Raw genomic sequence first — 14,504 nt, forward strand, 5'->3', positions numbered from 1 at the left:
GGGTGACCGAGTTGCCGCAGCGCCTCCCGGGCGCACCGGCGGGCGGTGATGAACTCCCGACGCCGCACCTCCACGGCGTTGGCGATCAGATCCGCCTCTCCCGGGAAGACCGTCTCGTCGGCGCGGTCGGCGCGGGTGTCGACGGTCACCACCGTCGGCGGCAGCAACCGCCGGATCATGTCGGCCCGGCGAGGATGCGGCGGGGCAGCACCGGAGGGCCGGCCCGCCGGCCCCACTCGCGGGGATAGCCGAGGGACACCTCCTCGAACCGCACGCCGTCGTGGTGCGTCGTGCGGGGGATGTGCAGGTGGCCGTAGACCGCCGCGGTGGCCCGGAAGCGTACGTGCCAGTCGGCGGTGCGTTCGGTGCCGCACCACTGCGCGAACTCCGGGTACCACAGCACGTCGGTCGGCTGGCGGATCAGCGGCCAGTGACTGAGCAGGACGGTGGGCAGCGCCCTGTCGATCTCGCCGAGCTTCGCCTCGGTCCGGGCGACCCGGTCCCAGCACCACGACTCGCGGTCCGGGAACGGGTCGGGGTGCAGCACCATCTCGTCGGTGCAGACCACACCCGCGTCGTACGCCTTGCGCAGCGACTCCTCCTTGGTGTGGGTGCCCGGGGCGCGGAACGAGTAGTCGTAGAGCAGGAACAGCGGCGCCACCACCACCGGACCGTCCGGGCCGGTCCAGACCGGGTACGGGTCCTCGGGGGTGAGCACGCCGTTGTCCTGGCACATCCGGACCAGCGCCTCGTAACGGCGGGTGCCCCGCAACTGCACCGGATCGCTGGGATGGGTCCAGAGCTCGTGGTTGCCCGGCGCCCAGACGACAGTGCCGAACCGGCTGCGCAGCAGCCGCAGCGTGCGCTCGACGTCGGCGAACAGGTCGGCGACGTCTCCGCCGACGAGCAGCCAGTCGTCGGCGGACTCCGGTTCGAGTCGGTCCACCAGGTCCCGGTTGTCGGTGTACGACACGTGCAGGTCGCTGACCGCGTACAGGGAACCCGTCGTTCGCGCGTCCAGAGGAAGGCCCCTTCGCGTTTCGGCCACTCTCGCCACCGCGCCGATGGCGGGCTGGAGGCGACCGTATCAACGGTGCTCCATCGTGGCCTGGTCGTATCGAAAGCGCTGAAGGGGCCCACCCCGGGGCCGGATCAGCCGGCGACGGTCAGCCGCCCAACAGGCTGTCGAGTGCGGGGCCGACCGGGACGATGCCGGTCGGGTTGAGCCACGGGTGCGTCCGGAAGTAATGGTTCTTGATCTGGCCGAAGTCGGTGGTGTCCCGGAAGGCCGGCAGCTGGTAGAGATCGCGGAAGTAGGTGCTCAGCCGGGGATAGTCCGCGATCCGCCGCAGGTTCGCCTTGAAGTGCGTGAAGTAGACGGTGTCGAAGCGCGCCAGCGTGACGTAGAGCCGGATGTCGGCCTCGGTGAGCCGGTCGCCGAACAGGTACCGCTGGTCCCGCAACCGCTCGTCGAGCTGGTCGAGCGCCTCGAACAGTTGCGCGACCTCGTGCTCGTACGCCTCCTGGCCGCGCGCGAAGCCGCACCGGTACGGCCCGTCGTGCACCCGGGTGTAGAGGAACTCGTGAAGTTCGTCGATCTCGGGACGCAGGTCCTCCGGGTAGAGGTCGACGTCGTTCGTCGCGTACTTGTCGAACGCGGTCGCCAGGTCCGTGCTGAGCACCCGGTAGTCGTTGCAGACGATCCGGCCGCTCTGGCGGTCCCAGAGCGCCGGCACCGAGACGTGGCTGTCGTAGTCGGGGTCGGTCGCCTGGTACGCCTCGGAGAGGAACGCGAAGCCGTTCACCTCGTCCAGGCCGTGTCCCGGCCCCTCGCGGAACGCCCACCCGCGCCCGTCGCGCAGCGGGTCGGCGACCGAGACCGTCACCACGTCCTGGAGTCCCTTGAGGTGCAGCACGATCGTGGATCGGTGCGAGAAGGGGCACGGGGCCGCCACGTACAGGTGGTACCGCCCGGGCTCGGCCGGGTGGCCGCTGGAGCCGTCCGCGGTGATCCGCGCGCGGAACGCCGGCTCGCTGCGCTGGAGCGGTTCACCGGCCCGGTTCCTCGGCAGGTAGGGCCCGAACTGCTCGAAGTCCACCGGCGAGGCGGCGCGTGGGTTGACCGACATGGCTGACGTACCTCCTGATGACGCGTGGTGCATGGGAAGCTTCGGCGTGGCCCGGTGCCCGGGGGTCGCCGCGACGAGCGCTGCGGTGTAGGGATGCGCCGGATGAGCGAGCACCTCGCTGGCCACCCCCTGCTCGACGACCCGGCCCTGCCGCAGCACCATAACCCGGTCGGCGACCTGACGGACCGCGGCGAGGTCGTGCGAGATGAACAGGTATCCGAGATCGAGTTCGCCCTGCACGTCCACGAGCAGTTGCAACACCTGGGCCTGCATGGCGGCGTCGAGCGCCGAGGCGGGCTCGTCGCAGATCAGCAGGTCCGGCCGGAGCACCAGCGCGCGGGCCAGGACGACCCGCTGGCATTCGCCGCCGGACAACTCCCGGGGACGCCGCTCCAGGATGGACGTCGGCAGGCCGACGAGGTCGGCCGCCTCGCGGACCCGGATCCGGCGATCCGCCCGGTTGGCCAGGCGCAGCGCCCGCAGCGGCTCGGCGATCGCGGTGCCGATCCTCATCTGCGGATTCAGCGCCGCGTACGCGTCCTGGAAGACCAGTTGGGCCCGGCGTCGGAAGGAGCGCAGGGCGGCGCCGCGGAGGCCGGTCACCTCCGCGCCGTCGAAGAGCACGCGCCCGGCGGTGGGTGTGACGAGTCGCAGGGCGAGCGCCGCCAGCGTGGACTTGCCGGCCCCGGACTCGCCGACCACCCCGAGGGTCTCGCCTCGGCGCACCTCGGCGTCGACCTCGACCAGCGCCCGCACCGGCTCGGTGCGTCGCCCGGTGGGGCGGTAGACGACGCTCACCCGCTCCAGCCGCAGCAGCGGCCTGCCCCCGATCGGATCCCGTGCCGTACCGGAGGTTGCCGGGTGGGCCCGCGGGCGCAGGCGGGCGGTCCGCGAGTGCGGCGCGGCGGCCACGAGCGCCCGGGTGACCGGATGCTCCGGCGCGCTCGCCAGGCGCCCGATCGGGCCGGCCTCGACCGTGCGGCCCCGATCGAGCACGATGCCCCAGTCCGCGCGCTCCATCGCCAGACCGATGTCGTGGGTGACCAGGATCAGCGTGCGGCCCGTGCCGGTGGTCACGCTGGCCAGGTCGTCGAGCACCCCGGCCTGGGACACCGCGTCCACCGCGCTGGTCGGCTCGTCGGCCAGCACGAGTCGGGGCTCGGCGGCCAGCGCGCACGCGACGAGGGCCCGCTGGCGCATGCCCCCGGACAGGTTGTGCGGGTAGCGGACGGCCACCGTCTCGGGATCCGGCAGACCGGCGGACCGCAGCAGCTCCACGGCCCGCCGGGCGGCCTTCGCGCGGCCGGCCATGCCGTGCACGAGCAGTGCCTCGGCGACCTGGACCCCGATCGGAAGGACCGGGTTGAGGGCGACTGTCGGATCCTGCGGAATGATCGCGATGTGTCGTCCCCGCAACCGGCGTCGGGCGCGTTCGTCGAGGTCGTGCAGGGCTATACCGTCGAACCAGATCTCGCCGCTGACCCGCGTGTCGGGCGGCAGCAGGCCGGCGATGGCCACCACCAGCGTGCTCTTGCCGGCGCCGGAGGGGCCCAGGACGGCCACTGTCGCCCCGGCCGGGGCGTCGAGGTCGACGCCGGTCAGGATCTCCCGACCGACCGCCGGGTACGACACGGTGAGGCCGCGGATCCGTAGCAGGGGCTCGGCGGTCACTGCATCCCCCGTCGGTCCTGGACCGCCCTGCCGATGACGGTGGCGGCGAGCACGGTGACGGCCACGGCGAGACCGGGGAAGGTGCTCAGCCACCAGGCGTCGGCGAGGTTGTCCCGGCCGGCCGCGGCGAGCATCCCCCAGTCGGCGGCCGGTGGCCGGGGCCCGAAACCCAGGAAGCTCAGCGAGGACGACTCCAGCATGGCGACGCCGAACCCCAGCACCGCCAGGGCGAGCGCGGGACCCCAGACGTTCGGCACCACGTACCGCAGCAGCAGCCCGGCGGGCCGCACGCCGTTCACCGTGGCCGCGGTGACGTACGCCAGCCCGCGTACCCGTAGCACCTCCCCCCGGATCAACCGGGCGAACGTGGCGACGTTGGAGACGCCCACCGCGATGGCGAGCCGGGTCGGGGAACTGCCGAGCACCGAGATCGCGCCGAGGGCGAGCAGCAGGGCGGGGAAGGAGAGCATGACGTCGACAACGCGCATCAGGACCGAGTCGATGAAGCCGCCGAAGAGGCCGGCGACCAGGCCGATGGCGGTGCCGGCCAGCAGGGCGAGCACCGTCGCGGCGGCCCCCACCAGCAGCGACAGGCGGGAGCCGTGGATCACCCGGCTGAGCAGGTCACGGCCCAGTTCGTCGGTGCCCAGCGGATGACCGAGGCCGGGCGGCAGCAGGGCCGCCTCGGGCGCCACCGCGTCGGGCGGGTGGGGGGCCAGGTGGCCGGGGGCCACGACGCAGGCCAGCCCGGCGAGCAGGATCAGGGCCGCCGCGACCACGGTGACCGGTGGCGTCCGCCGTCCCGGCCGACCGGCGCGGCGCTGAAGCACCGCCAGCAGCGTCATCGCCAGACCGCCGTCGAGATCACCCGCGGATCGAGGTACGTGAACAGCACGTCCACCAGCAGACTGATCAGGATCATGGTCGCGCCGAGCACCGCGGCCACACCCTGGATCACGGGGTAGTCGTGCGCGTTGAGCGCGCTGATGATCAGGCGGCCCAGGCCGGGTCGCCCGAAGATCGTCTCCGTGACGACGGCCGCCCCGAGCAGGCTGCCCACCGTCGTCCCGGTCAGTGTGATCACCGGCAGCGCGGTGTTGCGGAGCATGTGCCGCAAGACCACCCGTGACCGGGTGGCGCCCTTGGCCCGCGCCATGAGGACGTACGACTCGCGTTCGGCCGCGCGCAACCCGGAGGCGAGCACCTGCGCGACGACCCCGGCGGTGGGCAACGACATGGTCAGGGCGGGCAGGACGAGCCCTCGGATGCCCGTCCCGCCCAGGGCCGGGACCAGGCCGAGCCGGAACGAGAAGAACTGCAACAGCAGCGCCGCCACCCAGTACGCCGGCAGCGACATCGCCAGCACCGGCAACACCGCCAGCGCCGATGCGAGCAGGCGTGAGTTGGTCAGCCGGGAGAGCACGGCGATGCCGGTGCCGATCAGCGCGCCGAGCAGCAGGGCGGCCCCGGCCAGCGACAGGCTCGCCGGCGCCGCCTCGGCGATCATTTGGGTGACCGGCTCTCCGGTCTGGAACGAGGTCCCGAAATCGCCCTGCGCCGCCGAGGCGAGGAACGCGAAGTACTGCTCGTGCAGCGGGCCGTCCAGGCGGAGTTCGTGGCGCAGGGCGGCTTCCTGAGCCGGATCGACGAAGGCGCCGCCGGCGCCCAGCATCGTCTGTACCGGGTCGCCGGGGATGAGGTGAACCACGGCGAAGGCGACGGTCACCACGCCGATCAGCACGGTGACGGCGGAGAACAGTCTCCGCCGCACCATCGTGCTGCGGATCCCGCCCCGGTCACCGCGCCGGATCCAGCTCATTCAGTGGTCCAGCCAGGTGTCGTAGAACTGAGGGAGGCCCTGGGCGTCGAACGTCGCCGCCCGCACCTGGTCGCCCGTCGCCAGCAGGTACGTCGGGTTGTAGACGGGGATGGCCAGCGCCTGCTCGGCGATCCGCTGCTGGGCCTGGGCGTAGCTCGTCTTCCGCACCTCCGGGTCGAGGGTGCCGGCGCCCTCGGCGAGAGCGGCGGCGAGGGTGGGGTCGTTGACGATCGGGGGCCGTCCGCCGGCTGACGACTGCAGAACCGTGCGCAACACGTCGGCGTCGGCGCGCAGGAAGCTGATGTCGCCCATCTGCCAGTCACCGGTGGTCTGCCGGCGGATCACGTCACCGGCCGGTGCCGGGTCGAGGAGCACCTCCACCCCGACCGCCCGCAGCTGCTGTTGCACCAGCTGCGCCAACAGGTCGCGCTGCTCCCGCGCGGGCGACACGTACGTCCAGCGCAGCGTCAGCCGTTGGCCGTCCTTGGCGCGGATGCCGTCGGACCCGGCCCGCCACCCGGCCGCGTCGAGCAGTCGCTTCGCCTCGGCGGCCGACGTGGTGGTCTCGCTCGCCCGGTAGCCCGGTGTGGTCGGGGTGAGCACGCTGGTGGCCCGCGCGTACTGGTCCTGGTAGAGCGTCTTGACGACCTGGGCGCGGTCGACCGCGTGCGCCACCGCCTGCCGCAGCGCCGCGTCCGTCCAGGGCGCCTTGGCGCCGTTGATGAACAGGCTGTACGCGATGCCGGCCTGCTCGCGCCGGTGGACGTCGAAGCCGGCCTCGCCCAGCGCGACAGCGTCCCGGGGGGTCACGTTGCCGGCCGCGTCCACCTGGCGGCTGCGCAGGCTGCCGCTGCGGACGCCGTTGTCCGGCGCGATGGTGAGGACGACCTTCTCCAGGAAGGCGTCGCCCTGGTGGGCGGCTGTCCGTGGCGCCCACCGGTAACCGGTCCGGCGGGCGAGCGTCACGCGTTGCTGGGGGACGTAGTCGCTCACGGTGAACGGGCCGCTGCCCACGATCTTGCGGCAGGTGGCCGCCGGTCCGGCGGCGAACGAGCCGGGTGACTGTATTCCGAGGAACGCCGTGGTGGCGGCCTGGAGGAACCCGGCGTTCGGCTGGCTGAACCGCACCTCCACCGTGCGGTCGGCGGTCACCGTGGTCCCCGCGTACCCGGCGAGGAAGCCGGCGGCCAGCAGCGACTTGGTCGCGGGCGCGACGATCCGGTCGAGGTTCGCCTTCACCGCGGCCCCGTCGACGGGCGCCCCGTCGCTGAAGGTCGCGTCGCCGCGCAGCGTGAAGGTGTACGTGGTGGCCCGCTCGTCGGTCTTCCAGGACTCGGCCAGCCAGGGGACGACGTCACCGGTGCGCGGGTCCTGGGCCACCAGGGAGTCGACCACGCCGCGGCCGGTGAGCAGCGCGGCCGCCGCCGGAGACTGGTGCGGGTCGAGACAGCCGGGGTCGGTGTCCGTCGCGAAGGTGAGGGTGCCGCCGGCGCGCGGTGTCGCGCCGTCGCCGCCGCCCGACTCCGACTTTCCCGTGCATCCGGTCAGGATCGCGGTCGCGGCCGTCACCAGTACGAGCGTGCGGATTCTCATCGGGGTCATCTTTCGTTCGCTGGAACCCGGGCCGGAAGCGGTGGCTTTCCGTCCCGAGGTGAGGGGATCACCGGACTCGGTGCCGTGCGAAGGGTCCGCGGCTCCCGACCGGTGCCGGTGTGGCGACGAGCGGGCGGCTCGACCGGGATGCGGGGTGGCGCGGCGACCCGGCCCACCGGTCAGATCTTGCGCCACGGTGAGGCGCCCTCCGCTCGGAAGCGCCGGTAGAGCAGCACGATGTACAGCGCGCCGAGTACCACCTCGGCCGCGATCATCTGATGCAGCAGCCACCGGTCCGGGAACCAGATGATCAGGCCCACCGCGCCGGAGACGTCCACGACCATCTTGAGGATGGCGATGTACATGGTCTGGCCGATCGTGGACTGTCGGTTCCACAGCATGACGACGAACGCGGCGTCCATGAACACGACGACGAACACCGTCGTGTAGACGCCCAACCGGTCGTCGAACTCGCGGGTCGCCAGTGGCATGAACGTCAGGGCGAACAGGCTCCACCCGGCGATCAGCCAGCCGTAGGCGGTACGGGACAGGGAGGGGAAGTCGCGCCGGCCGTAGCGGACCGCCAGGAAGAGGATCACCAGGTTGAGCGGGATCCAGAAGTAGAGGGTGATCCGCATCTGCGGGTAGATCGGGTAGATGAAGGCGTAGGTGATCTCCCACGAGATGTTGGCGCACAACGCCAACACGGGGATCGCCGGGACCTTCTCGATGATCTGACGGCGCAACATCATGATGTAGACCGTGAAGGTGCAGATGCCCACCACGCCGAAGGCGATGGTCGGGACCAGCGCGTCGGCGTGCTGGCGGGGATCCAGGACCGGTGGCAGAGCCGCCAGGATCGACGAGTTCATGCGCGAGACACCTCCGTCATTCGCTGGGGGGACGCGGCGCGGTGCTCGCTGAGCCACTGCGCCACGAACAACACCGTGTAGATCGCCAACGGCAGGAGAGCGCCGAGCACCGCCTCGGTGAACCCGTGGCGGACCGCGGCTGCGGCCACGAGAGCGGCTGGCGCGACGTAACCAGTGGCCGCCGCGTGCACCGTCGCGGCGCCCGCCAGCCGGTTGCCGCCCGACGCGTCGTCGACCGACGGGGGCGCGCCGAGAAGGCGCTGGCAGAGCAGGACGGCCCACGGGGCGGTCGCCAGCAGCGCGACACCCACCGCGAGCGGCAGGACCCCGGCGGCGGTGACCGCGACGAGGAGGACGTACGCGGTCGCCTGCAACGCGGTGAACAGCCAGGCGGCCCGTCGGGGGCCGAGCGTGTTCGGCAGGGTCCGCTTGCCGACCGACCGGTCCGAGTCCCGGTCGCAGTAGTTCATCACGATCATCCGGGCCGTCATGACCAGGAACAGGGGAGTGGTGACGGCGAACAGCAGCGGAGGCAGCGTGCCGATCTGCAGCAGGCAGGCCAGCGCGGGGCACAGCAGGATGAGCACGCCCCCGGTCGTCACCTCACCGAGCGCCCGGTAGTTCAACCGGATCGGTGGCGCGGTGTAGAACCAGGCCAACGCCACGATCGCCACGCACAGCAGCCTCGCGGCCAGGGTGGGCATGACCGCCAGTTGGACGACGGACAGGAACAGCAGCACGAAGGCGGCCGCCAGGCTGATCGACGCGGGCAGCAGACCCTGGGCGAGCACCTGGCTGCCGCCGGTCCAGGCGGTGGGCCCGGTGTGCGCGCTGTCCGCCTCCAGGTCGAAGTACTCGTTGCAGTACTGCGTCATCAGGTGCGTCGTGGTGACGAACGCCTGGGCCACCAACCACGGGCCGATCAGGAACGGATGACCCAGGTAGACCGTCACGGCGACGCCGCAGGTCACCATCAGCACGCTCTCCAGGAGGAACTTCGGTCGACCCAACCGGACCAGCAGCGCGAGGTCGGCGGCCGGTGAGCGACCGGCCGCCCCGGTTCGGCTCATCGATTCGTCCACTGTTGTTCCGGCCGGTACAGGCGGGCGTCGGTCGCCTCCTCGAAGGGCGCCCCGGCCGGCAGGTTGATCAGCTCCAGGTGCATGCCCCACGGCGTGGTGAAGTAGACCCACCGGTCGCCGGCGATCGGACCGTCCTCGATGGTCTCCGGCTTGCCGAGGAACCGTACGCCCGGCTGCTGTTCGAGGTAGGCCACCGCCCGGTCCACGTCGTCGACGTGGATCGCCAGGTGGTGACCGCCCCAGTCGCTGTTGCGCGGCAGCGTCCGCCGCTGATCGGGGCTGTCGTACTCGAACAGTTCCAGGTTGGTGACCGGCCCGAGGCGCAGCATCGCGATCCGGGCGACCGCCGCGGGGTGCACGGCCAGCTTGCGCGTCATCCAGTCGCCGCCGTCCGGGTCGGCGACCCGGTCGAGCTGGTAGACCAGCTCGGCGCCGATCACGTCGACGAAGAACCGGACCGCCTGGTCGAGGTCGGGCACGGTGTAGGCGACATGGTGCACGGCGCGGGCGCCGGGGATGCCGATCGGGTGGCGTTCGTCAGATGCCATGTGCGTACTCCTGGTTGGGGATGGCGCTCATCAGGGTCAGGCCGCCGTCGATCGTGATGGCCGTCCCGGTCACGTAGGCCGCGTCCGGCTCGAGCAGGTACGCCACCAGGGCCGCCACCTCCCGGGCGCGTCCAGGCCGGCCGACCGGGATGGCCGGACGCTCGATCTCGGCGGCGTCCACGTCGTCGGGTACGCCGTTCATCGGCGTTGCCGTCTCGCCGGGGCTGATCGCGGTGACGGCGATGCCGTGCTCGGCCAGCTCCAGCGCCATCACCCGGGTCAGCATCAGCAGGCCACCCTTGGCGGCGCAGTACGCCGAGCCGCCCCGGATCGGCACCGAGTCGTGCACCGAGCTGACGTTCACGATGCGTCCACCACGCCCCTGCGCGACGAGCACGCGCGCGGCGGCCTGGGCGCAGGCGAACGGGCCGGTGAGGTCGACGGTCAGCAGCTCGTTCCACTCGTCGACGGTCTCGTCCAGGAAGGCGGAGCGCCGGTTGACCGCGGCGTTGTTGACGAAGCCGTCGAGCCCGCCCAGCTCCTCGGCGGCGGCGACCACGGCCGCCGCCGCCGCGCCCGGGTCGCGGTGGTCCAGCGCGAAGGGGACCGCGCGCCGCCCGAGCGCGCCGATCGTCGCGGCGACCTCCTCGGCGGCGGCCCGACCGCTGTTGTAGCCAATACCGACGTCGAAGCCGCGCTCCGCGAGACACAGTGCCGCCGCCCTGCCGATCCCGGAACTCGCACCGGTCACGATCACTGTCCGGTTTGTCACGCGCGCACCTCGTATCCCGCCTCGTCGAGGCTCGCCGCCCCGAGATAGCCGTAGACCGTCGTCGTGGTGACACCCGGGTCGGTCCGGTAGCCGTGCCACTCACCGGCCCCGACCAGCACCACGTCACCCGGACCGAGCCGGATCGCGCCGGTCTCGGTGAGGTGCTCGCCGCTGCCGTCGAGCACCATGAAGAACTCCTCGGCGCTCGGGTGCCGATGCAGTTCGTGGTGGCCGTCCGGCGCGAACGTCGATGTCGCCACGACCAACCGGGTGCTGCCCCCGGCGGAGCCGCAGACGAGCCATCGCACCCGCATGTCGGAGAATCCGCCACCGGCGGCGAGCACCGCCGACGACACGTGGTCGGTGCCGTCCGGGAGGGGCGTCGCCACCGTCGGCCGTTCGGCGCCCCCGGCCCGTACGAGCAGCAGCGCGGCCCCCTCCGGGCCCGCCGTCAGGTCGGCCGGGCCGCCCGGAGGGAGGAACAGTGTGGCCCCCCGGTCGAGGCCGGACAGCGTGCCGGACAGGACGACCACGGCGGACTCGGTGCCCGCCGCGCCCTCCGGCAGCGCCTCCCCGGGGTCCAGCCGGCGCACCTCGACATGGCCGTGCCGGCCGGTCAGCCGCCCGGTCCCGGCGTCGGTCCCCGTCAGCACGTTCACGCCGGCCCGTCCTTTCGCCGGTCGAGGTCGAGGACGACCTTCGGGCGGGCGCCCCGGTCGGCGGCGAGCATCGCGAAGGCGTCGGCCACCCGCCCGAGCGGCACCGGGGACGTGAGCAGCCCCGCGCCGTCGAGCACCCCGTGATCGAAGAGCCGGATCACGTCCGGGTAGTGGTCGATGCCGTGCTGGACGCCGAGCACGGACAGCCCGCGCAGCGCCAGGTCGCCGGGGGTGACGGCCACCTGCTCGTACGCCACGCCCACCAGGGCGACCCGGCCGCCGGGCTCGGCCAACTCGAGGGCGTGCGCGAACGCCTCGGGCGCGCCGGAGGCCTCGATCACGAGCGAGAAATCCCCCGTCGGTACGTCGCCGGCCAGGTGCGGCACGGCGCCGTACCGGGCGGCGGCGTCCAGTCCGGACGGCTGCACGCCGAGCGCCGTCACCGTCGCGGTCACCCGAAGGGCCAACTGCACCGCGAGGAGCCCGATGGTGCCGGTGCCGAGGACGGCCACCCGGTCGGTCGCTGTCGCCCCGGCCCGACGGAGGGCCTCGACCACCGTGACCGCGGGCTCGACGAGCACCGCCCATGGTTCGGCCAGGCTGGGCGGGAGGCGGTGCAGGGCATGCGCGGGCAGCCGGACGTAGTCGGCCGTGGCACCCTGCTGCCCGTACAGGCCGACCTCGGTCATCCGGCGACACTGCTGGCGGCGACCGCGCAGGCAGCTGCCGCATCCGCCGCAGGGGAGCATGGTCTGCCCGACGACCGGGTCGCCGGGCGCGAGATCGCGCACGTCCGGGGCGACCGCCACCGCCTCGCCCCACCATTCGTGACCGAAGACGTGCGGGTAGTGGGCGCGCCCGGACCGCAGGTAACCGGAGTCACCGTGGAACAGCTCGAGGTCCGTCCCGCAGAGTCCGACGTGGCGGGGGCGCACGAGCACCGTCCCGGGCGCCGGCGACGGCACCGGAAGGGTTATCTCGGCGACGGTGTGCCGGCCCACCAGAGCGGTGGCGCTCATCGCGCCGTCGGGCCAGGTGCCGGACGCCGACCGGGTGGCCGGCTGGCTGCTGGTGATCACGCCACCGGCCTCCTTCGCGGCAGACGACGGGCGGTCTCGTCGGCCAGCACGGCGACCCGCAGCAGCTCCACCGGGCCGGTGAGGACGGTCAGACTCGGCCGTGCGTCGACCGGCACCACGACCACGTCGCCGGCGGTCAGCTCGCCCGGCTCACCGGTCAGGCGGGCCCGCCCCCGGCACACCACCCAGGCCGTCTCGTGGCCGGCGGCCTCGGTCAGGTCGAGGTGGTCCCCGGCGGCCAGCCGGATGTGGTCGATCGCCTGGCACTCGCTGTGCAGCATGCCGCGCCGGGCCAGACAGCGGAGCCGGCGCTCCGGTCCGGATCCGCCCAGCTGGCGGGCGGGCGCGGCTCCGGTGCCGACGATCACGCCGCAGCCCCGTCCGGGACGAGCAACTCCAGGGAGAACAGCTCCAGGCCGTCCGGCCCGGCGGTGACCGTGGCGGTGCTGCCGAGTGGCAGCGTGACGGACACCTCCGGCCCGAGCGGGGCGGATGCCGGGCCGGACGCGATCGTGCCGGAGCCGGCGATCACGAAGAGCGTGAACTCGCTGCCGTCCGCCACGACGGTGTCCGCCTGCGCCGGGGCGAGTCGCTGGCGCGCTATCCGGCGCAGCGGTCCGGTGAGGACCTCGCGTGGGTCGATCTCGCCGGGTTCCTGTAGGTGGAACACCTGGGCAGCGGGCATGGCCGCGTTCCTCTCCGATCGTCCGGCGGACGCGCCGCCGGCCATTGGACGGCCGAACACGGCCGCGGTGTCCGGCCCCAGCACCTCGACCACCAGCCAGCTGAGCGTGGCCGGACCGGTGTTGAGTAGTCCGTGCCGGGTGCCGATGCCGGTGAGGACGACGTCTCCGGCCCGGACGGGCGTGGACCGGCCGTTGAGGAGGATCTGACCGCTGCCGGTGAGCAGGATGTACACCTCCTCGGTGCGGGTGTGCAGGTGCTCGCCGCTGAGCCCGCCGGGCGGTAGACGGGCCCACTCGACCGCCTCCCACCCCCCGGCCAGCTCGGCGCCCCGGACGAAGCACTTCCACCAGGAGGTGCCCTCGGCACCGTGTACGCCGTGGACCTCGGTCGGCGCCGTCGCGTCAGCGATGATCATCAGCTGACGGCCTCCGCCCGGTTGTGTCGCAGCGCGGAGCGGAGTTCGTCCTGCGTGACGTCGTTGAGGAAGGCGGCCTTGCCGACGCCCACCGGCACGGGCAGTCGTTGCATCCCGTCGCGGTGGCGAACGGTGTCCGCCATCGCGCGCCGCAGCACGTCGTCGTCGAGCAGGGCGTGGTCGGTGGGCAGCGAGAACCGGTGCAGCAGTTCGAGGATGCGCCGGGCGTCCTTGTCCTCGATGAGGCCGCGACGCGCCGCCACGGTCGTGAACAGGGCCATGTCGATCGCCACGGTCTCGCCGTGCAGCAGGTCGCCGCCGGCCAGCATCTCGATCGTCGGGCCTACCGAGTGACCGAAGTCGACAAGCCGGTAGAGGTTGTTCTCCCAGAGGTTCGGCGCCAGCTCGGCCAGCATGCCCTGCACCGAGTGGTGCACCAGCTCCGTCGCGACCCGCTCGCCAGCCGGCGAGCGGCCCTGGAGTTTCTCCTCGACCAGCCGGTCACCGTCCTCTTCGAGCAGCTCGAACAGCCGCTCGTCCCGGACGATCGCCAGCTTGACTATCTCGGCCACGCCGTTGCGGACGTGCCGCTCGTCGAGGGTGGCGAGGAACCGGCGGTCCAGCAGCACCGCGGTCGGTGTCTGGAAGGTGCCCAGGCGGTTCTTGTGCACGCCGTGGTTGACCCCGGTCTTGGCGCCGATGGCCGCGTCCACGAGGCTGATCAGGGTGGTCGGCACCCGCACGTGCGGCAGGCCCCGTCGGTAGAGTGCGGTGGCGACGCCGACCAGGTCCAGCAGGACTCCGCCGCCGATGGAGATGACCGGCTCCCGGCGACGGTCGATGCCGAAGTCGTCGAGCGCCTCGGCGACGGCCAGTACCGAGTCCATCACCTTGCGTTGTTCGCCGCCGGGCATCACCAGATAGCGGCACTCCACGTGATGCTGCTCGAAATAGGCTCGTATACTATTTCCATAGAATTCGTCGACTGCTCGATCCAGCACGACGAATCGGCGTTGATCGTGGTTTCCAGGCCGTCTTCCCCGGTTGACGAGTTCTTCACTTGCTGGGTCCAGAATATTGTCAGCGCAGACGACGTCGTAGTCGGCCTGCATTTGGGCGCGGACGTGGTAAGTCTTCGTTGATCTCATGAAGTGCGAGCTCCGCTTATCGCGACGGCC

14 protein-coding genes and 1 pseudogene are annotated in these 14,504 nt (G+C 72.3%); all 15 read right to left on the minus strand.

The features are described 5' to 3' along the window. Positions 1–179, minus strand: a pseudogene (locus ABZU52_RS11885) (4'-phosphopantetheinyl transferase); the annotation flags it as partial. Further along, positions 176–1,048, minus strand: coding sequence for a metallophosphoesterase (locus ABZU52_RS11890; RefSeq protein WP_354971050.1), 873 nt, complete (start codon positions 1,046–1,048; stop codon positions 176–178). The gene ABZU52_RS11890 and the pseudogene ABZU52_RS11885, both read right to left, overlap by 4 nt. A 118-nt stretch (positions 1,049–1,166) precedes the next feature. Then, on the minus strand, positions 1,167–3,800 hold the full coding sequence (nikE, locus tag ABZU52_RS11895; protein ID WP_354971051.1) for a nickel ABC transporter ATP-binding protein NikE: 2,634 nt from the start codon (positions 3,798–3,800) through the stop codon (positions 1,167–1,169). Then, positions 3,797–4,645: an ABC transporter permease gene (locus tag ABZU52_RS11900; RefSeq protein ID WP_354971052.1), complete on the minus strand. Its 849-nt coding sequence runs from the start codon at positions 4,643–4,645 to the stop codon at positions 3,797–3,799. Before ABZU52_RS11900 ends, nikE begins: the two co-directional genes overlap by 4 nt. Continuing rightward, positions 4,642–5,619 carry an ABC transporter permease gene (locus ABZU52_RS11905; RefSeq protein ID WP_354971053.1) on the minus strand — a complete coding sequence of 326 codons (978 nt, stop codon included), beginning with the start codon at positions 5,617–5,619 and terminating at the stop codon, positions 4,642–4,644. Before ABZU52_RS11905 ends, ABZU52_RS11900 begins: the two co-directional genes overlap by 4 nt. After that, positions 5,620–7,212 (minus strand): ABC transporter substrate-binding protein, encoded by a 1,593-nt coding sequence (locus tag ABZU52_RS11910; RefSeq protein WP_354971054.1) that lies wholly within the window; start codon positions 7,210–7,212, stop codon positions 5,620–5,622. Between the two features lie 179 nt (positions 7,213–7,391). Next, complete coding sequence (locus tag ABZU52_RS11915) at positions 7,392–8,084, minus strand: hypothetical protein (protein ID WP_354971055.1); 693 nt, start codon at positions 8,082–8,084, stop codon at positions 7,392–7,394. Further along, complete coding sequence (locus tag ABZU52_RS11920; protein WP_354971056.1) at positions 8,081–9,154, minus strand: prenyltransferase; 1,074 nt, start codon at positions 9,152–9,154, stop codon at positions 8,081–8,083. Before ABZU52_RS11920 ends, ABZU52_RS11915 begins: the two co-directional genes overlap by 4 nt. Then, the gene (locus ABZU52_RS11925; RefSeq protein WP_354971057.1) at positions 9,151–9,714 is read right to left on the minus strand and encodes a VOC family protein; all 564 of its coding nucleotides are present in this window, start codon (positions 9,712–9,714) and stop codon (positions 9,151–9,153) included. Before ABZU52_RS11925 ends, ABZU52_RS11920 begins: the two co-directional genes overlap by 4 nt. After that, a complete protein-coding gene (locus ABZU52_RS11930; RefSeq protein WP_354971058.1) occupies positions 9,704–10,486 on the minus strand; it encodes an SDR family oxidoreductase in 783 nt (260 codons plus the stop codon). The genes ABZU52_RS11925 and ABZU52_RS11930 overlap by 11 nt, the downstream gene beginning before the upstream one ends. Beyond that, positions 10,483–11,145: a cupin domain-containing protein gene (locus ABZU52_RS11935; protein ID WP_354971059.1), complete on the minus strand. Its 663-nt coding sequence runs from the start codon at positions 11,143–11,145 to the stop codon at positions 10,483–10,485. Before ABZU52_RS11935 ends, ABZU52_RS11930 begins: the two co-directional genes overlap by 4 nt. Next, positions 11,142–12,224 (minus strand): alcohol dehydrogenase catalytic domain-containing protein, encoded by a 1,083-nt coding sequence (locus tag ABZU52_RS11940; protein ID WP_354971060.1) that lies wholly within the window; start codon positions 12,222–12,224, stop codon positions 11,142–11,144. Before ABZU52_RS11940 ends, ABZU52_RS11935 begins: the two co-directional genes overlap by 4 nt. Continuing rightward, the gene (locus ABZU52_RS11945) at positions 12,221–12,592 is read right to left on the minus strand and encodes a hypothetical protein (RefSeq protein WP_354971061.1); all 372 of its coding nucleotides are present in this window, start codon (positions 12,590–12,592) and stop codon (positions 12,221–12,223) included. The genes ABZU52_RS11940 and ABZU52_RS11945 overlap by 4 nt, the downstream gene beginning before the upstream one ends. After that, positions 12,589–13,326 carry a cupin domain-containing protein gene (locus ABZU52_RS11950; RefSeq protein ID WP_354971062.1) on the minus strand — a complete coding sequence of 246 codons (738 nt, stop codon included), beginning with the start codon at positions 13,324–13,326 and terminating at the stop codon, positions 12,589–12,591. Before ABZU52_RS11950 ends, ABZU52_RS11945 begins: the two co-directional genes overlap by 4 nt. Beyond that, entirely contained in the window at positions 13,326–14,474 is a 1,149-nt protein-coding gene (locus ABZU52_RS11955; protein ID WP_354971063.1) for a sedoheptulose 7-phosphate cyclase, read from the minus strand. The genes ABZU52_RS11950 and ABZU52_RS11955 overlap by 1 nt, the downstream gene beginning before the upstream one ends. Between the last annotated feature and the right edge of the window lie 30 nt (positions 14,475–14,504).

The sequence above is a fragment of the Micromonospora sp. NPDC005220 genome, from assembly GCF_040607895.1.
Lineage (GTDB): Bacteria > Actinomycetota > Actinomycetes > Mycobacteriales > Micromonosporaceae > Micromonospora.